The organism is Streptomyces rubellomurinus, from assembly GCF_000961885.1.
Classification (GTDB): domain Bacteria; phylum Actinomycetota; class Actinomycetes; order Streptomycetales; family Streptomycetaceae; genus Kitasatospora; species Kitasatospora rubellomurina.
Window position 1 is genome coordinate 294,067 of record NZ_JZKH01000001.1, and the last position, 22,943, is coordinate 317,009.

At 75.7% G+C, this 22,943-nt stretch carries 16 protein-coding genes and 1 pseudogene; 15 read left to right on the forward strand and 2 right to left on the reverse strand.

Translation table 11 applies throughout. The features are described 5' to 3' along the window. The first annotated feature begins 21 nt into the window (after positions 1-21). On the forward strand, positions 22-504 hold the full coding sequence (locus tag VM95_RS01155) for a DoxX family protein (protein ID WP_045692001.1): 483 nt from the start codon (positions 22-24) through the stop codon (positions 502-504). Between the two features lie 141 nt (positions 505-645). Then, positions 646-2,070 carry a dihydrolipoyl dehydrogenase family protein gene (locus VM95_RS01160; RefSeq protein ID WP_045692002.1) on the forward strand — a complete coding sequence of 475 codons (1,425 nt, stop codon included), beginning with the start codon at positions 646-648 and terminating at the stop codon, positions 2,068-2,070. A gap of 63 nt (positions 2,071-2,133) precedes the next feature. On the opposite strand, the gene VM95_RS01165 is transcribed toward VM95_RS01160, so the two are convergent. Next, positions 2,134-2,688: a Dps family protein gene (locus tag VM95_RS01165; protein ID WP_045692003.1), complete on the reverse strand. Its 555-nt coding sequence runs from the start codon at positions 2,686-2,688 to the stop codon at positions 2,134-2,136. 254 nt (positions 2,689-2,942) lie between these two features. Between VM95_RS01165 and VM95_RS01170 the strand changes: the two genes are divergently transcribed. After that, positions 2,943-3,779: an alpha/beta fold hydrolase gene (locus tag VM95_RS01170; protein ID WP_045692004.1), complete on the forward strand. Its 837-nt coding sequence runs from the start codon at positions 2,943-2,945 to the stop codon at positions 3,777-3,779. Between the two features lie 155 nt (positions 3,780-3,934). Then, positions 3,935-4,855, forward strand: a complete 921-nt coding sequence (locus tag VM95_RS01175) for a VOC family protein (protein WP_208615380.1) — start codon at positions 3,935-3,937, stop codon at positions 4,853-4,855. 101 nt (positions 4,856-4,956) lie between these two features. Here the strand turns inward: VM95_RS01175 and VM95_RS43995 are convergent, their stop codons facing one another. Continuing rightward, on the reverse strand, positions 4,957-5,826 hold the full coding sequence (locus tag VM95_RS43995; RefSeq protein ID WP_052707071.1) for a helix-turn-helix domain-containing protein: 870 nt from the start codon (positions 5,824-5,826) through the stop codon (positions 4,957-4,959). Between the two features lie 511 nt (positions 5,827-6,337). Here VM95_RS43995 and VM95_RS01185 point away from each other — a divergent pair. The 11 genes and pseudogenes from VM95_RS01185 to VM95_RS42225 all read left to right on the forward strand — a co-directional run. Then, positions 6,338-9,103, forward strand: a complete 2,766-nt coding sequence (locus tag VM95_RS01185) for a helix-turn-helix transcriptional regulator (protein WP_045692005.1) — start codon at positions 6,338-6,340, stop codon at positions 9,101-9,103. 117 nt (positions 9,104-9,220) lie between these two features. Next, complete coding sequence (locus VM95_RS01190; RefSeq protein ID WP_045692006.1) at positions 9,221-9,958, forward strand: alpha/beta fold hydrolase; 738 nt, start codon at positions 9,221-9,223, stop codon at positions 9,956-9,958. Positions 9,959-10,021: 63 nt separating this feature from the next. Next, the gene (locus tag VM95_RS01195) at positions 10,022-11,275 is read left to right on the forward strand and encodes an ABC transporter substrate-binding protein (protein ID WP_045692007.1); all 1,254 of its coding nucleotides are present in this window, start codon (positions 10,022-10,024) and stop codon (positions 11,273-11,275) included. Continuing rightward, positions 11,247-12,179 carry a carbohydrate ABC transporter permease gene (locus VM95_RS01200; protein ID WP_045692008.1) on the forward strand — a complete coding sequence of 311 codons (933 nt, stop codon included), beginning with the start codon at positions 11,247-11,249 and terminating at the stop codon, positions 12,177-12,179. Before VM95_RS01195 ends, VM95_RS01200 begins: the two co-directional genes overlap by 29 nt. Further along, a complete protein-coding gene (locus VM95_RS01205) occupies positions 12,176-12,994 on the forward strand; it encodes a carbohydrate ABC transporter permease (RefSeq protein WP_045692009.1) in 819 nt (272 codons plus the stop codon). The genes VM95_RS01200 and VM95_RS01205 overlap by 4 nt, the downstream gene beginning before the upstream one ends. Before the next feature lie 120 nt (positions 12,995-13,114). Next, a complete protein-coding gene (locus VM95_RS01210) occupies positions 13,115-14,140 on the forward strand; it encodes an AraC-like ligand-binding domain-containing protein (protein ID WP_063773427.1) in 1,026 nt (341 codons plus the stop codon). 198 nt (positions 14,141-14,338) lie between these two features. Beyond that, a complete protein-coding gene (locus VM95_RS01215; protein ID WP_045692010.1) occupies positions 14,339-17,965 on the forward strand; it encodes a DUF4132 domain-containing protein in 3,627 nt (1,208 codons plus the stop codon). 41 nt (positions 17,966-18,006) lie between these two features. Further along, entirely contained in the window at positions 18,007-19,089 is a 1,083-nt protein-coding gene (locus VM95_RS01220; protein WP_045692072.1) for an ATP-binding protein, read from the forward strand. Next, the gene (locus tag VM95_RS01225) at positions 19,089-21,443 is read left to right on the forward strand and encodes a DUF5682 family protein (RefSeq protein ID WP_045692011.1); all 2,355 of its coding nucleotides are present in this window, start codon (positions 19,089-19,091) and stop codon (positions 21,441-21,443) included. The genes VM95_RS01220 and VM95_RS01225 overlap by 1 nt, the downstream gene beginning before the upstream one ends. Continuing rightward, positions 21,440-22,594, forward strand: a complete 1,155-nt coding sequence (locus VM95_RS01230; protein ID WP_045692012.1) for a VWA domain-containing protein — start codon at positions 21,440-21,442, stop codon at positions 22,592-22,594. The genes VM95_RS01225 and VM95_RS01230 overlap by 4 nt, the downstream gene beginning before the upstream one ends. Further along, positions 22,591-22,943: pseudogene (locus tag VM95_RS42225) on the forward strand (hypothetical protein); the annotation flags it as partial. The gene VM95_RS01230 and the pseudogene VM95_RS42225, both read left to right, overlap by 4 nt.

Consider the following 22,943-nt stretch of genomic DNA (forward strand, 5'->3'; position numbering starts at 1 on the left):
ACCGAACCGACGGAGTCCGACATGAACACGGGCCTTCTCCTGCTGCGCCTGGTCACCGGTCTGCTGATCGCGGGCCACGGCGTCCAGAAGATCAGCTTCCGCCTCGGCGGCAACGGCCTGGAGGGCGGCAGCGCCGAGTTCCGGGGCGACGGCTTCCGCGGCGGCAAGCTCACCGCGCTGGCCGCCGGCGGCACCCAGATCGGCGCCGGACTGATGCTGGCCGCCGGCCTGCTGACCCCGCTGGCCGGCGCGGGGCTGATGGGCGTGATGACGGTCGCGCTGACGGTCAAGTGGCCCCACGGGCTGTGGGTGCAGCACGACGGGTACGAGTTCCCGTTCGTCCTGATCGTCATCGGCGCGGCGCTGACCGCCACCGGCCCCGGCCAGTGGTCGGTGGACGGCGCCCTCGGCCTGGCGCACTGGGCGCTGTGGTGGCTGCCCGCGGCCGTGGCCGCCGGGGTGGGCGGCGGCCTGGCCACCCGGGTCGCCCTGCACCGCGCCTGAGGCGGCCGCGCCCGGACCGTCGCGGGCCCCCGGGCAGCGCAAGCCGCCCGGGGGCCCGCAACCGCCGGAACGTCGACGGCGAACCCATTCCCTTGTGAACGACCGTCATCCCCAGGGGGGTGACGAGGAGGCGACTGACAGATGAGCGGATCCGAGGAGTTCGACGTCGTGGTGATCGGCGCCGGCCCGACCGGGGAGAACCTCGCCGACCGCGCGCGAGCCGGCGGGCTGAGCGTGGCGATCGTGGAGGGGGAGCTCGTCGGCGGCGAGTGCTCCTACTGGGCCTGCATGCCGAGCAAGGCGATGCTCCGCCCGCCGGCCGCCCTGCGGGACGCCCGGCGGCTGCGCGGCGCCCGGGAGGCGGTCACCGGCGCCCTCGACGCGGCGGCCGTGCTGCGCCGGCGCGACGGCTTCGCCTCGCACTGGAAGGACCACGGCCAGGTGGCCTGGCTGGAGTCCGCCGGGATCACGCTGGTCCGCGGGCACGGCCGGCTGGACGGCCCGCGGCGGGTGCGGGTGGAGGGCACCGACTGGGACCGCCGCGTCCTGACCGCCCGGCACGCCGTGGCGGTCTGCACCGGCACCCGCGCCGCCCTGCCCGACCTCCCGGGCCTCGGGGGCGCGGGCGCCTGGACGAGCCGGGAGGCGACCGGTTCCGCCGCGGTCCCCGCCCGGCTGGCCGTCGTCGGCGGCGGCGCCGTCGCCACCGAACTGGCCACGGCCTGGAGCGCCCTGGGCAGCCGGGTCACCCTGCTCGTCCGCGGGTCCGGGCTGCTGCCGCGGATGGAACCCTTCGCGGGCGAGCTCGTCGCCGCCGCCCTGCGGGAGTCCGGTGTCGACGTACGGACCGGGGTGTCGGTGCGCGGCCTGACCCGCGACCGCGAGGTGGCCCTGGACCTCGGGGAACACGGTGAACTGCGCACCGACGAGGTGCTGTTCGCCACCGGGCGAAGGGCCGCCACGGAGGACCTGGGGCTGGAGACGGTCGGCCTGGAACCCGGCGGGTGGATCGCGGTGGACGACACCGGGCTGGCCGTCGGCGTGGACGGCGGCTGGCTCTACGCCGCCGGCGACGTGAACGGCCGCGCGCTGCTGACCCACCAGGGCAAGTACCAGGCACGGGTGTTCGGCACCGCGATCGCCGACCGGGCGGCCGGCCGGGACCTGGACGTCGCCCCCTGGGGGCGCAGCGTCGCGACCGCCGACCGGGCCGGCGCGCCCCAGGTGGTCTTCACCGACCCGGAGGCGGCCTCGGTCGGCCTCACCCTCGCCGAGGCGACCGCCCGGGGCCTGCGGGTGCGGGCCGTCGACTACGACCTCGCCGACGTCGCGGGCGCCTCGCTGCACGCCGACGGGTACCGCGGCCGGGCCCGGGCCGTCATCGACCTGGACCGGGAGACCGTGGTGGGGGCCACCTTCGTCGGGTCCGGGGTCACGGAGCTGCTGCACTCGGCGACCGTCGCCGTCACCGCCGAGGTGCCGCTCGGCCGGCTGTGGCACGCGGTGCCGGCCTACCCGACCATCAGCGAGGTCTGGCTGCGCCTGCTGGAGACCTGGCGCGGCTGAGCAGGAAGCCCCCGGCGAAGGCGGGCGGTGCCGGGTCCGCCTTCGAGCGGACCCGGCCCGCGGTCAGGCCCGGGTCCCGGGGGTGACGACCAGGTGCTCGGCGAGGAACCAGACCTGGGTCTCGCCGGTGCGGATGATCTGGGACACCAGGAGGTCCTGGGTGCCGTCGTCGCCGAGCTCCGCGGTGCGGGTGGCGGCGTCGCGGACGTCGGCGAGGACGGTCTCGTGGGCGTCGAGCAGGCGCGAGAGCATCGAGTGCACGTCCTCCACGCCGTCCGGCGGGCGCGGCACCCCGGTGATCAGCGCGGCGTGCCGGGGATCGCCCACGGCGACGCCGCCGAGCGTCTGCACCCGCTCGGCGAGCGCGTCGACCAGCTCCAACTGCTCCTGGGCGTGCTTGTCGAAGAGCAGGTGCAGCTGGTAGGCGGTCGGCCCGCGCATGCCCCAGTGGCACTTCTTGTACAGCGCGTACAGGAACTGGGTGTCCGCGAGGACGCGGTTGAGCCGCTGGCAGGAGTACTGCCGGGCGTCGTGGGAGAGCGCGATCGGCAGTTGGGTGACGGTTCCGAACTCCTGGATCTCGGCGGCGTGTTGGTGGAGGTGCGGCTGGCTGCTCATGGTGCTCCCGGGGATGGCTGGGCGGTTCGGGGACCAGGCTAGGAACGCGCCGGCCCACGGCCTGTTCCGACGGCGCACCGGCTGCGGTCCTTCCGCGCACCCGCACCGGGGCCGGGGCCCGCCCGACGCGCCGGGCGGCACCCGGAGCACTCTCGGGCGAGAGCGGGTGCTCTCCGAGGCCACAGGCCGGCGGCGGCCGCCCCTAGCGTGAGCCGCATCGCAGCCAACCCGCTGCCCGAGAAAGAGGAACCACCATGCCGTTCATCACCGTTGGCCAGGAGAACTCCACCTCCATCGACCTCTACTACGAGGACCACGGCACCGGGCAGCCGGTCGTCCTGATCCACGGCTTCCCGCTGAGCGGACACTCCTGGGAGCGCCAGAGCGCCGAGCTGCTGGCCGCCGGCTACCGCGTCATCACCTACGACCGGCGCGGCTTCGGCCAGTCCTCGCAGCCGACCACCGGCTACGACTACGACACCTTCGCCGCCGACCTCAACACCCTGCTGGAGACCCTCGACCTGCGCGACGCCGTGCTGGTCGGCTTCTCCATGGGCACCGGCGAGGTCGCCCGCTACGTGTCCGCCTACGGCTCGGCCCGCATCGCCAAGGTCGCCTTCCTCGCCTCCCTGGAGCCGTTCCTGCTCAAGACCGACGACAACCCGGACGGCGTCGCCACCAAGGACTTCTTCGACGGCATCGTGGCCGCCGTCAAGGCCGACCGGTACGCCTACTACACCGCCTTCTACCAGGACTTCTACAACCTGGACGAGAACCTCGGCAGCCGGATCAGCGAAGAGGCCGTCCGCAACAGCTGGAACGTCGCCGCGAGCGGCGGCTCCTTCGCCGCCTCGGCCGCCCCGACCACCTGGTACACCGACTTCCGCGCCGACATCCCCCGCATCGACGTCCCCACCCTCATCCTGCACGGCACCGGTGACCGCATCCTGCCCGTGGAGAACACCGCCCGCCCCTTCCACCGCGCACTGCCCTCCGCCGAGTACGTGGAGATCGAGGGCGCCCCGCACGGCCTGCTCTGGACCCACGCCGAGGAGGTCAACACCGCGCTGCTCGCCTTCCTCGCGAAGTGACCCGGGCGGCCGCGCCTCCCCCGACCGCGGCCGTCCGTCCCCTCGCCGGTGCCGCCGTCGCCCCTGGTTCGGACAGCGGCGGCACCGGCCACCCGCCCGCGCCCGGCGCCCGTTCGAACGGGCGCCGGGCGCGCACCATGACCAGGAGGTCACCCGTGAAGCTTCGACTCGTCCGGCGCGTGGTCCCGTGGGTGGCGGCGGTCGCCGCGCTGACCGCGGTCCCCACCGCCTCGGCCACCCCGAGCGGTTCGGCGAAGCCGGGCCGGCACCAGCACTTCGCCGTCGGCCCGCAGTACGACACCACCCACGTGTACGTCGCGCCGGGCACCGAGCAGGCCTTCGTGGCCAGTTGGACGTCCACCTTCGGTGGCACCACGATCGGCCCGGTCTCCACCCAGGTGACCCCGGCGCCCAGCCGGACGCTCTCCGAGCTGATCGTGTCCCCGGTCGGCACGCTGTCGGTGTTCGACTACACCACGCCCGTCCCGTACCCGTTCGGCACCGAGCGCACCGGCTGGCTGGTGACCGACCTCGACCAGGCGGTCCGGGCCGCCCGCGCCGACGGCGCCGCCGTGACCGTGGCACCGTTCACCGACCCGATCGGCCGGGACGCCGTCGTCCAGTTCCCCGGCGGGGTCAACGCCCAGCTGTACGTCCACACCACCGCGCCGTCCTACCCCGCCCCGGCGAGCGTGCCGGAGAACCGGCTCTACCTGCCGCCGGACTCCGTCGGCGCCTTCCTGGACAGCTACCTCGCCTTCACCCAGGGCCGCGTCGTCTCCGACGACCGGCGGGCCGACGGCGCCGCCATCGGCCTGCCCGGGACGACGTACCGGCTGATCCGGCTCACCTCCGGCTTCGGCGCCACCACCGTCGCGGTGACGGACGGCCACCTGCCGCACCCGTTCGGCCTGGAGACCACCGGCTACGGCGTGCCGGACCTCGGCGCCACCCTGGAGCGGGCGAAGGCGGCCGGCGCCACCGTGCTGTCGGGGCCGGTCCGCGCGGGCGGCCGGGAGAGCGCCGTGGTCCGGTTCCCGGGCGGCTACGTCGCGGAGGTCCACACCGACCGCTGACGTCAACCCACCGGCGCCGCACCGCGTCCTCACCAGGACGGGCGGTGCGGCGCCGTGTGGGGCGGCTGCGGCAGTCTGTTCGGACGGCGCCGGCCGGGGAATCAGGACGCCGGATCGCGCCCCTCGGCCCGGGTGGCGTAGGCCTGCCACTCGCGGGGCGAGACGCCGAACGCGTCCCGGAACGCCCGGCTGAAGTGGGAGTGGCTGACGAAGCCCCAGCGGTGCGCGACCGCGGACACACTGGTCTGCCGCCGGGACGGGCGCCCCAACTCCCGGCGGCAGGCGTCCAGTCGGCGCCGCCGGACCCACTGGCCCACGGTCATGCCGTCCTGCTGGAAGAGCTTGTGGAGATAGCGCACCGAGATGTGCTGCGCGCGGGCGATCGAGCCGGGCGAGAGGTCCGGGTCGGCGAGGTTCTCCTCGATGTGGACGCGGATCCGGGCCAGCAACTCGGCCGCACCGCCCGGGTGTTCCGGGTCCTCCCGGTCGAGCAGCTCGCCCACCAGGACGGCGACGATGTCGGAGGCGCCGCGCGCGAGGTGGTTGCCCGGCCGGGCCCGGTGGGCCCGCTCCTGAGCCGCCAGGGTGCGGAGGAACTGGGAGGCGAGCGAGCCGATCCCCTCGCTCCCCCGCGCCAGCAGTCCGCCCGCCCGCCGGACGTCGCCCTGCCGCACACCCAGGTAGAAGCAGGGGACGCGGAAGCGGAGCATCCGGCACTCGGAGTCCTGCAGCAGGCCCGCCGGGTGCGGGGTGGCGCTGATCACCAGGTCCCCCGGGGCCAGGACCGTGCTGGCCCCGCCGCGCCGGACGGAGGCCGCGCCGTGGACGTGCAGGGCGATGTGGAGGCAGTCCTCGGAATCGGTCCCGGGCGGCGGGGAGAGGATGTCGATGCAGCCCTCGCCGCCCTCGCGGGCGGCTCGGTCGAGCCGGTGCCCGGGGACTTCGGCTTCTGTCGCGGGAGTTTCGGGCATGGGTGAGGGACCCGACTGGCTCACGGGAGTCTCCGACCGGTTGGAAGTGGTTCTGTGCGGATGCGGGGGCCTCCTCGCTCGACAGCCCCCGGCGTCCTTCCTACAAGGAGCGGAACGAGATGGACAAACCTTCAACAAACCGGGGATCCGGCGGCTCCGCCCACCCCGGACGGTGCCCGCCCCGCCTGCCGCGCACCCCTCGGAGCAGGCCGCACCCGCGCCCTCGAAGGCCGCCAACTCACCTGACAAACACGGGAGTTGAAACACCCGGAGGCCGGGCTTCGGCGACCGGCGAGGCCCCCTGAACCCACCGGTCCTCGCCGACCGGCCCGGCCGGAAGGACCCCCCTGCCGCCCCCGTGCCCCCGCTCAGCGGTGCACGGACCGTCACATCACCGTGCACCGGCGGAACATCCCCGCCGCCTCCCTTGTACCCTCGGGAAGCCGGGAACAGTGGCACGGCCGGAACCGAACGACTCCGGCCGGCGTGGGCGGACGGGAAGTAGCTCGACATGGCAGGGTCAGGCGGTCCGCTGTCCCATCGCGGTCTGCGCGGCCGGGAGGCCGAACTCGCACGGCTCCAGGCCCTGATCGGCTCGGTGGCCGACACCGGGAGCGGCGGACTGGCCCTGATCCAGGGGGAACCGGGCATCGGCAAGACCACCCTGCTCGCCGAGGCCGCCGCCCGGGCCGCCGCGGCGGGGTTCTCCGTGGGCCTCGGCAAGGCCGAGGAGCTGCACCACATCGTCCCGCTCTCCTCGCTGGCGGCCAGCGTCCTGCACGGCGACCGGCCGCTGCTCTCCGGCGACGACCTCGCCGATCTCGCCCGCAACCACGACCAGCGGATCTGGCTGGTGGAGCGCCTGGCGGAGGCGATCGAGGCCAGGGCCACCGACGCGCCGGTGCTGATCGGGCTGGACGACGTGCAGTGGGCCGACGCACTGAGCCGGTTCGCCCTGCAGCAGCTGCCGACCCGGCTGCGGACCTCGCCGGTCCTGTGGCTGCTGACCGGGCGCCGGGAGCCCGCCGGCCCGGCCGAGGAGATCGTGGCGGCCGCCGCCGGCAACCTCGCGACGGTCACGGTGTCCCTGGGCCCGCTGTCCGGCGCGGCCATCGGCCAACTGGCCGACGACACGCTCGGACCGGCGGTCGACGCATGGGTGCGGGACCTGCTCGACGGCGCCGGCGGGAACCCGTTCCTGGCGGTCGAGATGCTGGCCGGACTGCGTAGCACCGACGTCCCACGGGACGTGGTGCCCTCCCGGCTGGTGGTGGGCGTACGCGGCAGGCTCCGGTCCCTGCAGCCCGGCACGCTGCGCTTCCTGCAGATGGGCGCGGTGCTGGGCCGCCGGTTCGACTTCGAGGACGCCGCCGCGCTCTGCGACCAACCGGCCGCCGCCCTGCTCCCGGCCCTTGAGGAGGCGGTGTGCGCCGGACTCCTGGACGACGACGGCGACCACCTGGTCTTCCGGCACGACCTGCTGCGCCAGGCGGTCTACGCCGACATCCCGCCCTCGGCCCGCAAGGCCCTGCACCGCGCGGCCGCCCGCCGCCTGGTCACCGCCGGCCGGCAGCCGATCGACGCGGTGCCGCACATCCTCCGGGGCGCCGTACCCGGGGACGAGGAGGCCGTGGCGCTGCTGCGGCGCGCGGCCGACGACGTGCTGGCGGTGACCCCCGGCCCGGCGGCCGACCTGATGCTGCGCGCCCTCGAACTGGTCCCGTCGTCCGGGCAGTTGAAGTTCGAGGTGGGCGAGCAGACGATCCTCTGCCTGGCCCGGGCCGGCCGCAACCGCGAGGCGCTGGAGACCGGCGACCGGCTGCTGGCCGACCGGCCGCCGCTGGAGACCTTCGGCCGGCTCCAGTCCGCCCTGGGAGGGGCGCTGTGGACCATGGACCTCGCCGAGGAGCTGCGCCGCCGGGCCGAGGCCGCCCTCGCCGCCGGCGGCTCCGCCCCGGAGATATGCGCCCGGCTGGCCGCCCTGCGCGCCCTGGCCCTGTCCCGCGGCCGTGACCTGGGCGTGGCGCGGGAGGCCGGCGAGACGGCGCTGCGGACCGCCACCGCGATCGGCGACCGGGAGGCCCATGTGCTGGCCCTGTCCGGCCTGGGCGAGATCGCGCTGAACGCGGGGGAGAACGCGGTCGCGCTGCAGCGCTTCGCCGCGCTCAGCACCATCGACTCCGCTTTCCTCCCCGAGGAGGTCGTCGCGCACGTGCACGTGGACGACTTCGCCTCCGCCGAGCGCCTGCTCCTGCGGGCGGCGGAGGGGGGCGGTGCGGTGCGTCAGGCCATGCTGCTGTGGGCCCAGGGCCAGCACGACCTGGGGCTCGGCCGACTCGACGACGCCGAGGCCGACTTCGTGACCATGGAACGCCTGGAGGACGAGGTGCGGGTGCCCGTCCAGCAGCTGAACGGGCGGGTGATCCGCTCCCGGATCGCCCTGCTGCGCGGCCACCGGGAGGCGGCCCGGGAGAACCTGCTCGCCGCCCGGGAGCACCTGGCCGTCAAACCGAACGCGGGCAACACGGCCGCGGTGTCCTTCCTGGAGGCCGTCCACGCCGAGGCCGATGGGGACGTCGCCCTCGCCGTCGACCGGATCCGCCGGGTCCAGCAGCAGGGGCCCTTCCTGCGCTGGCGGCTGCTGCGCGACTGGGTCGACGCCGCGGTCCGCATGGCCCTGCGCGCCGGGGAGCGCGAGCTCGCCGAGGACCTGGCCGCGCAGGCCGAGGCCCACGCCGGGCGCAACCCCGCCGTGCCGACCGCCGCCGGCATCGCCGTGCAGGCCCGCGGGCTCGTCCGGAACGACCCCGCCGTGCTGGCACACGCCGTGGACCTGCTCGGCGCGAGCCCCCGCCCGCTGACCCGGGCCGCCGCTCACGCCGATCTCGGCCTGGCCCTGCTGGCCGCGGGGCGGCGGAGCCCGGCGGTGGCCGCGCTGGCGCTCGCGCGGGACACCTTCGCCGAGTCGGGCGCCCACGCCGCGGCGGCCCACGTCCAACGCGCCCTGGAAGGTGCCGGAGGCGAGAGCCGCCGGGCGGCCACCGTACGGCGGCCCGTCCAGGGCTGGGGCGCCCTCACCGCCTCGGAGGAGAAGGTCGCGCGCCTCATCGCCCAGGGCCACACCAACCGCTCGGCCGCCGACGTGCTCGTGGTGTCCCCGCACACCGTCAACACCCATCTGACGTCCGTGTTCCGCAAGCTGTCGATCGGCTCCCGGGTCCAGCTCGCCAACCTGGTCGCCACCCTCCCGGAGGTTCCCGACCTCTCCGGGGCCTGAGCGCGCCGGCTTGGTACGTTCACGCGATGCCCCGACCCGGCCGGACCCGCTTGGCTGGGCCCCAGGTCCGTTCTCCTCGCCCTGCCCCACTCCGCCGCCCAGTCGAAGGCCACCGGCATGCCCAGACCCGCCCCCGTCCCGCCGACCGTCGTCCTGGTCCACGGGGCGTTCACCGACGCCTCGTCCTGGTCCGGGGTCGTCGGCCCGCTGCGCGCCGCCGGTCTGACGGTGCACGCGCCCGCGAACCCGCTGCGCGGCCTGGCGCACGACGCAGCGCGCCTCCGGAGCCTGGTGCGCGAGCTCGCCACCCCCGTGGTCCTGGTCGGCCACGGCTACGGCGGCGCGGTGATCACCCAGCCGACCGACGATGCCGACCAGGTGGTGGCCCTGTGCTACGTCGCCGGGTTCGGCCTCGACGCCGGCGAGTGCGTGCTGGACATCACCAACCGCTTCGCCCCCTCCCCGCTGGCCGACGCCGCCGCCACCACCCTCCTCCCCGCCGGCCCCGACAGCGAGGTGTCCATCCGCGCGGAGCGGTTCCGGCAGCTGTACGCCGACGACCTGTCACCCGCGGCCGGGCGGGCGCTGGCCGCGGCCCAACGCCCGGTCGCCTGCGGCGCGCTGACCGACCGCTCGGCCTTACCCGCCTGGGCGGACAAGCCGTCCTGGTACGCCATCGCGACCGCCGACCGGATGCTCAACCCCGCCGCCCAGCGCTTCATGGCCCAGCGCATGGCGGCCACCGAGTACGTGCTGGACGCCTCGCACGCCGCCCCGCTGGCGCGGCCCGAAGCCGTGGTGGCGATGATCCGGGAGGCCACCGCGCACACCACGGGTACTCCGGGGGGTGTTTAATATGCGTTCGAACGGAAGCGTCCGACGGACCCCGACCCCCGAACACCCGACGAAGGCACCAGCATGACCTCACCGGCCGGATCGTCGGCCCGGCGGATCGCCGCCCTCCTGACCGGGCTCCTGCTCCTGGCGCCGGCCGCCACCGGGTGCGGTCACGGCACCGGGCCCGGGCCGGCCGGGGGCGAGGTCACCACCATCACCGCGCTCGACTACTACACCGACCAGGCCGAGCACGCCCAGTGGGGCGACCTGCTCACCGCGTGCGGCCGCACGGTCGGGGTGCGGGTCGAGCAGACGAGCGTCCCGGGGGCGTCCCTGGTCCCCAAGGTCCTGCAACAGGCGTCCTCGCGGACCCTCCCCGACCTGCTGATGCTCGACAACCCCGACCTGCAGCAGATCGCCCGGACCGGCGCGCTGACCCCGCTGGAGGACTACGGCGTCGACGCCGACGGCTTCGCCCCGGGCATCCTGTCCGCGGGCAGCTACCAGGGCAAGGTCTACGGCCTGGCCCCCAACGTCAGCACCGTCGCCCTGGTCTACAACAAGGACATGCTCGCCGAGGCCGGCGTCGCCGTCCCGCGGACCTGGGACGAACTGAAGGCGGCCGCGGCCGCGTTGACCCGGCCCGGGCGCTACGGCATGGCCGTCGACGCCAACGCCACCTTCGAGGGCACCTGGCAGTTCCTGCCCTTCCTGTGGTCCAACGGCGGTGACGAACGGCAGTTGGACACCCCCCAGGCGGCGCAGGCGCTCCAGCTCTGGGTCGACCTGGTGAAGAGCGGATCCATGGCGAAGTCGGTGCTGAACTGGACCCAGGCCGACGTCCACGACCAGTTCGTCGCCGGACGGACGGCCATGATGATCAACGGGCCGTGGCGCATCCCGGCCCTGGAGCAGGACGCGAACCTGCACTGGGGCGTGGCCCCCGTCCCCGTCCCCCGGCTCGGGCAGACCCCGGTCACCCCGCTCGGCGGCGAGGTGTGGACCGTCCCGCAGAACCCCTCCAAGGCCCGGCAGCAGAAGGCCGCCCAGGTCCTCGCCTGCCTGAACTCCCCCGCCAGCATGCGCACCGTGGCCCGGGACCACCACACCGTGCCCTCCCGCACCGCAGTGGCCGCCCAGCAGGCCGAGGAGGACCCGTCGACGGCCGCCTTCGCCCGGAGCGTCACGGTGGCGCGCGCCCGTACCGGCGAGCTCGGCGTCGAGTGGCCCCGGGCCGCGACCGGGATCTACACCGCGATCCAGTCCGCGCTGACGGGTGAACAGACACCGGAGGAAGCCCTCAGCCATGCGCAGCAGATCGCCACGGGCCACTGACCCCTCGCCGCTCCGGCGCGGGGAGGGCTGGACCCGGTGGCTGTTCCTCGCGCCCGCCGCGGCGTACCTGCTGCTGTTCTTCGGCTGCCCGATGGTCGACAACGCCGTGATGGGCTTCCAGCAGTACACCGTCACGACCTTCTACACCGGTGACGCCCCGTTCGTGGGCCTGCGGAACTACGCGGCGCTCGTCTCCTCCGCCGACTTCCCCCGGACCGTGCTGACCACGGCCCTGTTCACGGCCGGCTCCGTCCTCGGGCAGTTCGTCCTCGGCCTGGCCCTCGCCCTGTTCTTCCGGCGGCGGTTCCCGCTCGGCGGCGTGCTGCGCGCGCTCCTGCTGGTGCCGTGGCTGCTGCCGCTGGTCGCCACCGGGACCATCTGGAAGTGGATGCTCGACCCCGACACCGGGGTGGTCAACGCGGTGCTGCGCGGCCTCCACCTCACGTCGTCCGGGGTTCCCTGGCTCACCGGCACCTCCCCGGCGCTGCTGTCGGTGGTCCTGGTCAACGTCTGGGTCGGCGTCCCCTTCAACACCGCGATCCTGTACGGCGCCCTGCGGGACATCCCTCCGTACCTGTACGAGGCGGCGGCACTGGACGGCGCCGGCCCGGCGGCCGCGTTCCGCCACATCACCTGGCCGCTGCTGCGGCCGGCGGTGCGGGTGGTGCTCGTGCTGGGCGTCGTCTACACCGTCAAGGTGCTGGACGTCATCCTGGTGGTCACGGGCGGGGGGCCGGCCGGCGCCACCGAGACCCTGGCCACCCGGGCCTACGAACTGTCCTTCCGGCAGTTCGACTTCGGGCGCGGCGCCGCGGCGGGCAACCTGCTCATCGTCCTCTCGCTGCTGTTCGCCGTCCTCCACCTGCGCGCCGACCGACGTACCCGAACCGAGGTGATCCCGTGAAACGCCCACCCGGCCGCGGCGGCCGGCTGTCCACCCTCGTCGGGATCGTCCTGCTCGCGGTGATGCTGTTCCCCGTCTACTGGATGGTGAACGCCTCCCTCCAGCCGGCCGGCAACACCCTGCGCGGGGAGTGGTTCCCGTTCCACCCCGACCTCGGCGGTTACGCCGCCGCGCTGCGCGACCAGGGGCCCAACCTCCTCACCAGCCTCGTGGTGGCCCTCGGCAGCGCGCTGCTCAGCCTGACGCTCGCCGCACCGGCGGCCCACGCGCTGGCCCGGTTCCGGCTGCGCGGCACCAGGGTCCTGCTCCTCGGTGTCCTGGCCACCCAGGCCGTGCCCGGCATCGTGGTGGCCAACGCGCTCTTCGGCGCCTACAACGACCTGGGGCTGCTGAACTCCCGCCTCGGGCTGGTCCTCGCCGACTCCACCGCCGGCGTCCCCTTCTCGATCGTCGTCCTGCACGCGTTCATGCGGGGCATCCCCGAGGAGATCATCGAGGCCGCGCGGGTGGACGGCGCGGGCCGGCTGCGCGTCTTCCGTTCCGTGGTGCTGCCGTTGAGCCGGAACGCCCTGATCACGGCCGGCGTCTTCGCCTTCCTCTTCGCCTGGAGCGACTTCCTCTTCGCCCTCACCCTGACCACCACGGACACCGTCCGGCCGGTCACCCTGGGCGTCTACCAGTACCTGGGCGCCCACACCGACCACTGGAACGCCGTGATGGCCACCGGCGTCCTGGCGTCCCTGCCCGCCGCCGTCCTGCTCGTCCTCGCCCAGCGCCACGTCACCGGCACCGCCACCGGCGCGGCCGTCAAGTGAGGGCCGCCCCCGATCTAGTAGGTTCACGCGATGCCCCGCACCGGGCCCGCTGCCATGGTGGTCCGGACGGCACGGCGGTGGACGGGACCACCGGCGGCCGGCCGACCCGAGAGGAACCCGGTGCCCGCATCTCTCTCCACCGCGCGACTGTCCGCCTCCGACCGGGCGGAGACCTGGCACGAGGCGCTGGCCCACGCGTTCGTGCCGATGAGAGTGGAACTCCTGGAGGAGGTGCCGACGCCCGGGGCGATCGTCGGCCACCAGCTCGGCCCGGTGCGGATATCGAGGGTCCAGGCGGGGCCCCAGGTGGTGACGCGCAGCCGGCGCATGATCGCCGACGGCGGCCCGCCGTCGCTGATCCTCAGCCTCCAGGAGCGCGGCACCGCGCTCAAGGAGCAGGACGGCCGGGAGTCGGTCATCCGGCCGGGCGAGTTCTCCCTCACCGACACCTCCCGGGTCTTCCGGAAGGGGATCGAGGAGCGGTTCGCCTTCACGTCCTTCCACTTCCCGCGCGCCGAGCTGGACGTCCCGGAACGGGACCTGAGGGCGCTCACCGCGACGCCGTTCAGCGCGACCGAGGGCAGTGCCGCACTGGTGGCGACCTACTTCGCGCGGATGGCGCGCGAGGCGCAGGCGCTGGACGACGCCGTCGGCCGCCGGGCCGCGGCCACCGCGCTCGACCTGCTGGCGCTGCTGGTCGACGACCGGTCGGGGCGCTCCCGGCCGCAGGCCTCGCGGAGCGCGGCCTCGCTGGAGCGGGTCAAGGAGCACATCCTGCGCAACCTCCGCGATCCGGACCTGTCGCCGTCCACGATCGCCGAGGCGAACTTCATGTCGGTCCGCTTCCTCCACAAGCTCTTCCACCTGGAGGGCACCACGGTCGGCGGGTGGATCCGGACCCAGCGGCTGGAGCGGTGCAGCCGGGACCTCCTCCGCCCGGTGGCCGCGGAACTCGGGGTGGCGGGGATCGCCCGCCGCTGGGGCTTCGCCAACTCCAGCCACTTCAGCCGCGCCTTCCGCGCCGCCTACGGCATGACGCCGAGGGACTGGCAGGTCGGCGGAAGTCCGGCGCACTGCCCCTCCGTCAGGTCGCCACGGTCGGTGCGGGAGGGGTCCAGCGACGGGTCGGGGGAACGGTGCCGCTGACCATGCCCGCGTCGATCGTAGCCGCGCCACCATGTCCTTCGTGCCCGGATCACACCTTCGGGTGAGCGGCGGAACAGGCTTGCGACCCGCCCCGTGCTGATCACCCGACAGGGGGGGCGGGAGGTCCGCCGGTCGGGGTGTCGGTGGGTGTCGGTACTGTTCCTCACCTGATCAGGCGGGTGTGGAGAGGGGCGGGGCGTGCGGCGCTGGGAGTTCGTCGAGGGTGGCTCGGACAAGTTCTGGGAGGCCGCGGTCGACGGTGCCGTGGTGACCGTGCGGTACGGGCGGACGGGCACCGGCGGGCGGGAGCAGAGCAAGGAGTTCCCGACCGCGGAGGCGGCGCGGGCGCACTTCGCCAGGACGGTCGCCGAGAAGGAGCGCAAGGGCTACCGGGAGACCGGGGCCGGCGCGGCCGCCGGCCCACGGCCCGGCGCGGCGGCGCCGACGGCCGGGAGCACGACCGTGGCCGAGCCGCCGGACGTCCCGGTCGACGAGGACGCCTTCGTCCTGCCGGAGGCCTGGCGGCGGGTGCTGATCCCCCGCCGGGGCGGCGTGCCCCGGCCGCCGACCGCGCCGGTGAAGGACGTGGTGAACGAGTACCACGCCGCGCTGGGGCGGCTGGACGCCTGGCTGGAGCAGGCGCTCGGCTCGAACCGGAGCACCGCCGACCTGGTGGCGGCCGCCCGCGCGCACCGGTCCGGCAGCCGGAGCCCGCTCGGTGCGGCGGTGCTGGCCGCGGCGTTCGCGGTCCCCTCCGAGAACAAGGTCCGGACGGCGGTGGACGCCTGGGTGGCGGAGTTCGGCCTGCCGTTCGCGGCCAGGGCGACCGTCGAGCTGCTCACGGTGGCGGTCGAGACCGACTGGAACGGCGTACGCCCCGCCAACCCGCGCGTCCGGCGCTCGTCCGCCCGGGCGATCGCGGCGCACCGCCCCGCCGCGGACCGCGTGCGCTCGCTGCTGGCGGCCTGCGACGAGGAGACCCACCGCGCGGTGGTCGAGGCGCTGGCCGGGTGCCGGAGCGACCTGTCCCACCTGGTGGTGGCGGCGTACCTGGTGCCGTCCGAGTCCGACTGGGCCGAGCAGTGCGTGACCTCGGCCGCGCGGCTGGGCTCGGCCGAGTGGTCGCTGCTGCTGTGCTCGCTCTCCTCGGCCGCGCCGCTGGAGAAGCTCCCCCAGCTGCCGGACCTGGGCTGGAACGGCTGGTCCGCCGCGACCGTCGCGACCATGGCGGAGGGGCTCCGGGGCGGCGCCGCACCGCTGCTGCTGCGGGCCCTGGCCCACAACTACCTCTACAGCGACCAGCAGAAGCAGCTGCTGGAGGCGATAGCCGAGCTGCCCTCCGACGAGGGCTTCCGGGGGCTGCTGGCCCACCAGGGGAACGGCAAGGCGGCCCGGGGAGCCCTGATGGCGGCCATGCGCCGCTTCCCCCGGCGTGCGCTGCGCCTCCTCGCGGAGGCCGCCGCGGCGCCCGCCGATCCGGCCGCGCGGCGGCTCGCCCGCCAGTTCCTCGCCCCGCACGCCGCCGCCCACCGCGCGGCCGCGCTGGAGCTGCTGTCGGAGCTGACGCCGGAGCAGGCGGCCGTGGTCGAGCCGCTCACCGATCCGGGCGACCGGGTGCCGGACGTCCCGGCCGAGTCGCTGCCCGAGCTGTTCACCAGCCCGCCGTGGACCCGGCCGCGCTCCACCGCCAGGCCCCGCGTGCTGACCGGCCTCACCGTGCCGCCGCGGCCGGAGCGGACGGAGCTGCGCTGGCTGCCGGGTGAGCGGGAGGCCTGGGCGGCCTCCGAGTCCTGGTACGCGCGCTGGTCGGACGGCGACTGGGAGCGCACCGCCCGCAGGTTGCAGGCCCCGACCGGGCACCTCCGCTCCAACGCGCACGAGGAACTGGCGCTGTTCGCCTACGGCGACGAGGAGTTGGGCCGGCCGCTGATCTCGCGGTGGCGCGGCGACGACTACCTCTGGGACGCCACCGGCGCGCTGCGCCGGGTCGCCGCCCGCTTCGGACCGGACGCGCTGGAGCCGATGCGGGCCGCCGCGCTGCAGAACCCGGCCGCGTACGGCGCCCTGCTCCTGCCGTACCTGGACGCCGAGGTGGCCGCGACCATGGCGGACTGGCTGCTGCGCCTCAAGTCGGCCGGGGACACCGCCCGTTCGTGGTTCGCCCGGCACGGGTTGGACGCGGCCCGGCTGCTGGTGCCCGCCGCTGTCGGCAAGGCCGGGACGGCCCGGCGCGCCGCCGAGCAGGCCCTGCGGCTGATCGGCGCGGAGCAGGGCGCCGCGGCGGTGGGCGCGGTGGCCGGCGAGTACGGGCCGCAGGCGCAGGAGGCGGTGGGCGCGCTGCTGTCGGCCGACCCGCTGGTCAACGTGCTGCCGGCGAAGCTGCCCCGCCCCGGCGACTGGGCGGAGCCGATGATGCTGCCGCAGCTGCTGGTGCGCGGCGGCGGGGGCGCGCTGCCCGCCGAGGCGGTGCGGCACGTGCTCACCATGCTCGCGCTGTCGAAGGCGGGTTCGTTCTACCCGGGCCTGGACCAGGTGGCCGAGGTGTGCGAGCCGCGGTCGTTGACGGAGTTCGGCTGGGCGGTGTTCGAGCAGTGGCGGCTGGCCGGCATGCCGGCCCAGGACGGGTGGGCGCTGCACGCGCTCGGCCGGCTGGGCGACGACGAGACGGTCCGCCGGCTGACGCCGGTGCTCCGGGCCTGGCCGGGCGAGGGGGCGCACCACCGCGCGGTGGACGGCCTGGAGGTGCTGGCCGGGATCGGCAGCGACGTCGCCCTGCTGCACCTGCACGGCATCGCGCAGCGGGTGAAGTTCAAGGCGCTCAAGGCGCGGGCGCAGGAGAAGATCGCCGAGGTGGCGGCCGGGCTGGGCCTGTCCGGGGAGCAGCTGTCCGACCGCCTGGTGCCGGACTTCGGGCTGGACGCCGAGGGGACCACCGTCGTCGACTACGGGACCCGGACGTTCATGGTGGGCTTCGACGAGCAGCTCAAGCCGTACGTGCTGGACGGCGACGGCGCCCGCCGCAAGGACCTGCCGGCGCCGGGGGCGCGGGACGACGCCGAGCTGGCGCCGGCCGAGCGCAAGCGCTTCGCCGCGCTGAAGAAGGACGTCCGCACGGTGGCGGGGGACCAGATCCGCCGCCTGGAGGACGCGATGGTCTCCGGACGGTCGTGGACGGCCGAGGAGTTCGCGCAGCTCTTCGTCGGGCATCCGCTGCTGTGGCACCTGGTGCGCCGCCTGGTGTGGCTGGCCGAGGCGGACGGCACGGCGACGGCGTTCCGGGTCGCCGAGGACCGCACCCTGGCGGACGTCCGGGACGAGGTGTTCGCGCTGCCCGCCGGGGCCACCGTCCGGCTGGCCCACCCGCTGCTGCTCGGCGGGGACCTCGCCGCCTGGTCGGAGCTGTTCGCCGACTACGAGATCCTGCAGCCGTTCCGTCAGCTCGGCCGCCCGGTGTTCGCGCTGACCGAGGAGGAGCGGGCGGGCCACCGGCTGGCCCGCTTCGAGAACGGCCCGGTGCTGCCCACCGGCCGGCTGGTCGGCCTGGAGCGGCGCGGCTGGCAGCGCGGCGAGCCGCAGGATGCGGGCGTGGAGCGCTGGCTGTCCCGCCGGGTCGGGCCCGACCGCTACGTGGTGCTCGCCCCGGAGCACGGCATCGCGGTCGGCGTGCACGACGTCTTTCCCGAGCAGCGCGTGGAGACGGTGTGGATCGACAGCCACCCGGGCGACTACTGGGTCCACGGCCGGACGTTCCCGACGTTCGCCGAGCTCGACCCGGTGATCGCCTCCGAGGTGATCGCCGACCTCACCGAGCTGACCACGCTGTGACCCCTCGCCACCTCACCGCCGACCACCCGGGGAAGGACGCCATGACCACCACCGCCGAGGAGCAGCTCCAGCGGCCGCCCGCCGAAGTCCGGTACGCCGAGGAGCTGGCGGCGCTGCGCGCCGAGGACCGCGACCACCGGCCGCCGGGCTGGGAGTTGAGCCTGCGCGCGGCCCGCCGGTTCATCGTCGGCGACGAGGCGGCCGGCGTCGCCCGCAAGTTCGTCGGCGATCCGGCGCTGGTCGAGCGCGCCCTGGTGACGCTGGCCACCAACCGCGGCCTGCTGCTGGTCGGTGAGCCCGGCACCGCCAAGTCGCTGCTGTCGGAGCTGATCGCGGCGGCGGTCAGCGGCACCTCCCGGCTGACCGTGCAGGGCGGCGCGGCGACCACCGAGGACCAGATCAAGTACTCGTGGAACTACGCCCTGCTGGTCTCCGAGGGCCCCTCCCCCCGCTCGCTGGTGCCCGCGCCGATGCTGCGCGGCATGGCCGAGGGCCGGCTGGTCCGGTTCGAGGAGATCACCCGCTGCCCGCTGGAGGTGCAGGACTCATTGCTGTCCCTGCTCTCCGAGCGGGTGGTCGCCATCCCCGAGCTGGAGGGGCCGGAGGGCATGGTCTTCGCCAAGCAGGGCTTCAACGTGATCGCCACCGCCAACACCCGCGACCGCGGGGTGAACGAGATGAGCGCGGCGCTCAAGCGCCGGTTCAACTTCGAGACGGTCTTCCCGATCCCCGACCTGGGCACCGAACTCGCCCTGGTCGAGGCCGAGTCCGGGCACCTGCTGCGCCGCTCGGGAGTGACCGCGGCGCCCGACCGGGACCTGCTGGAGGTGCTGGTCACCACCTTCCGCGAGCTGCGGGCCGGCGAGGGCGGCGACCGCCCGTCCGCGGTGCTGAGCACCGCCGAGGCGGTCTCGGTCGCCCACGCGGTCGGACTGCGCGGCTGGTACCTGCGCGGCGAGGCCGGCAACGCGGCCGACCTGGTCGCCAGCCTGGCCGGCACCGCCGCCAAGGACAGCCCGGAGGACCTGGCCCGGCTGCGCCGCTACCTGGAGCAGCGGGTCGCGCGGCGGCGCGGCCCGCACTGGCGGGCCGTGCACGACGCCCGCCACCTGCTGGCCGGCTGATGCCCGCGGTCTTCCTCGGGGTCCGCCACCACTCCCCCGCCTGCGCCCGCCTGGTGGCGGAGACCGTCCGCCGGTTGCGGCCCGGGTACGTGCTGGTCGAGGGCCCGGCCGACCTCAACGGGCGGCTGGACGAGCTGGCCCTCGGCCACGAGCTGCCGATCGCCGTGTTCAGCCACTACCGCGACGCCGAGCGCACCGCGACGACCTGGGCGCCGCTGTGCGACTACTCGCCGGAGTGGGTGGCGCTGCGGGAGGGGCGGTCGGTCGGCGCCGAGGTGCTCTTCGTCGACCTGCCGTCCTGGCACCCCGCGTTCGAGCTGCGCGCCAACCGGTACGCCGACGCGGAGGCGCGGTACGCCGAGGCGACCGCCCGGCTGTGCGAGCGGTTCGGCACCGGCTCGGTGGACGCGCTGTGGGACGGCCTGTTCGAGGTGGCCCCGGCGGACGGACTCGCCGAGCGTCTGGACGCCTACTTCGACCTGGTCCGCGGCGAGTCTGAGGCGGACGAGGGCGACCGGGCCCGCGAGGCGTACATGGCGGACTGGGTCCGCGCCGTCCTCGCGGAGGCCGAGGCGGAGGCCGGGACCGGAGCCGGGGTCGGGACCGACGCCGGGGCCGGGACCGACGCCGCGACCGTGCTGGTGGTCACCGGCGGCTTCCACACCCCCGCCCTGCGGGCCCTCGCCGCACGCCCGGCCCCGACCCCCGGCCGGCCCGCGCTGCCCGTGCCGCCGCCCGGCGCCGTCTCCGGCAGCTACCTGGTGCCGTACTCGTTCCGGCAGCTCGACGCCTTCGCCGGCTACCAGTCGGGCATGCCCTCGCCCGCCTACTACCAGCGGCTCTGGGAGGACGGCCCCGAGGCCGCCGCCGACCACCTGCGGCAGTCCGTGGTCACCCGGCTGCGCGCCCGCCGCCACCCGGTCTCCACCGCCGACCTGGTCGCCGCCGCCGCGCTCACCGGCGGCCTCGCCGCGCTGCGCGGCCACCCCGTGCCGGCCCGTACCGACGTGCTCGACGGCCTGGCCGGTGCGCTGGTCAAGGACGACCTGACCCAGCCGCTGCCCTGGTCCGAGCGCGCCCCGCTGGCGCCCGGCAGCCACCCGGTGGTGGTCGAGATGGTCGCCGCGTGCGGCGGCGCCCGCACCGGGCGGCTGCACCCCGACACCCCGGCCCCGCCGCTGGTGCACGACGCCGCCGCCCGGCTCGCCGCCATCGGCGCCGCCGGCAGCCGCCCGCTGACCTGCGACCTGACCACCGAGGAGGGTCTGACGGCGAGCCGGACCCTGCACCGGCTGCGCCTGCTCGGCGTGCCCGGCCGCCACCGCACCGCCGGGCCCGCGCACGGCGCCGACCCGGTGACCACCGAACGCTGGGAAGCCGGACCGGAGGCGGGCCGGGACGCGGCCCTGATCGAGGCGGGCGCGTACGGCGCCACCCTCGACGAGGCCGCCGCCACCGTCCTCGCCGAGCGCGCCCGCACCACCGGGCCGACCGACACCGAACTGGCCGCCCTGCTCTTCGACACCGTGCTGTGCGGCGCCACCGACCTCACCGACCGGCTGCTCGGCACGCTCGCCGCGACCCTCGCCCGCCACCCCGACCCGGGCGCCCTCGGCGCCGTCCTCGCCACCGCGCTCGGCCTCTGGCGGCACGACCGGGTGTACGGCGCCGCCCGCAGCCCGCTGCTGGCCGCCGTCCTGGACGGCGCGGTCGCCCGCGTCCTGTGGCTGGTCGAGGGCGCGCACGGCCGCTCCGGCGCCGACCCGGCCCGCCTGGCGGCCCTCGCCGCCGTCCGCGACACCCTGCGCCACGCGCCCGACCTGCTCACCGTCACCACCGCGGACACCGCCGCGCTCGCCCTGCGGATCGCCCGCGACCCGCACGCCCCCGCCGACCTGCGCGGCGCCGCCCACGGCCTGCGCCTCACCCTCACCGCCGGCGGGGACCCCGACCCCGGCCCCGAACCCGGCCTCGCCTCCGCCGCCCGGCGCGCCGCGGGCGACCCGGGCACGCTCGGCGACTGGCTGGGCGGCCTGTTCGCCCTGGCCCGCGAGGAGGTCACCGCCGACACCGGCGACGGCTCGCTGCTCGCCGCCGTCGACGCCGTCCTCGCCGAGCTCACCGACGCCGAGTTCCTGATCGCCCTGCCGGCCCTGCGCCAGGCCTTCGCCTGGTTCCCGCCGCGCGAGCGGGAGCGGATCGCGCGCCGACTGATCGAGCGCCGAGGGCTGCGCGGCTCGGCCCGCGGACTGCTCCGCACCACCGCCGACCCCGTGCACCTGGCCGCCGCCCGCGCCCTGGAGGAGAACGTGACCGCCCTGCTCGACCGCCACGGCCTGCGGACCGCCCGGTGACCCCGCCCGACCCGGCCGCCGGGACGGCCCCCGGGAACGCCCCCGACCCGGCCCTGGAACGCTGGCGCCTGGTGCTCGGCTCCCCCGCCGAGCCGTGGACCGGCCGGCCGGGCGCCGAGGGCGCCGCCCGCGACGCCGCCCTGGAGTGGCTGTACGGCCGCGACGAGGACCTGGACCGCCGGGGCGTCCGCAGCGCCGGACTCGGCCCCTCCCAGGTCACCGCCGTCGACTGGCTGGACGACGTCCACCGCCTCTTCCCCCGCGAGACGATCGAGCGGCTGGAGCGCGACGCCGTCGAGCACTACGGCATCGAGGAGATCGTCACCGACCCGACCGTGCTGGAACGGGTCGAGCCGAGCGCGGCACTGCTGCGCGCCGTCCTGCGCACCAAGCACCTGATGAACGAGCAGGTGCTCGGCCAGGCCCGCCGGATCGTCGCGGCGGTGGTCCGGCAGCTGCTGGAGCGGCTCACCCCGGAGCTGCGCCACGCGTTCACCGGTGCCCGCTCCGCCCGGCCGAGCCGCCGCCCGCTGGCCCGGGACTTCGACTTCCGCCGCACCGTCCGGGCCAACCTCGGCCGCTACCGGCCCGCCGAGCGGCGGATCCTGATCGAGCGCCCGCACTTCCACTCCCGCACCCGCCGGCACCTGGAGCAGTGGCAGCTGATCCTGGTCGTCGACCAGTCCGGCTCGATGGCCGGCTCGGTGATCCACTCCGCGGTGACCGCGGCCTGCCTGTGGAACCTGCCGGGGCTGAAGACCCATCTGCTCGCCTTCGACACCCAGGTGGTGGACCTCACCTCCGAGGTGACGGACCCGGTGGAGCTGCTGATGCGGGTCCAGCTCGGCGGCGGCACCGACATCGCCCGCGCGGTCGACTACGCGGCCGGCCTGGTGGAGAACCCGCGGCGCACGATCCTCGCGGTGGTCAGCGACTTCTACGAGGGCGGCGACCGGTACCGGCTGCTGCGCACCGTCCGTTCGCTGGCCGGGCAGGGCGCGACCGTGCTGGGCCTGGCGGCGCTGGACGAGGAGGCGGCCCCGGCGTACGACCGGGAGCTCGCCGGGCAGCTCGCCGACGCCGGCGCGCACGTGGGGGCCATGACTCCGGGGATGCTGGCCGAGTTCGTCGCCGAGAGGCTCGGCCGGTGACCGCCGCGACCCGCCCCGACCTGCTGGCCCTGGACGCCGGGACGCTGGCCTCGCTGGCCAACCGCGGCCTGGTCAAGCGCGCCGCCCGGGAGGTCGCCGCCGGGGACGGGCCGGTGCCCGTGCTCGATCCGGACGGCACGCTGCGCGGCACCTGCCCGGACGGCAGCGTCGTCGCGCTGCCGCCCGGCACCGGGCTGGACGGCGGCAGCTGCACCTGCGGCGCCCCGGGCGTGTGCCGCCACCGGATCGCGCTGGTCCTCGCCCACCAGGGCGCCGCCGCCGACGCCACCTCCGACGCCGCCGCCGCGTCCGAGGGCCCCGCCCCCGCCGACCCCCCGGCCCCCGCACC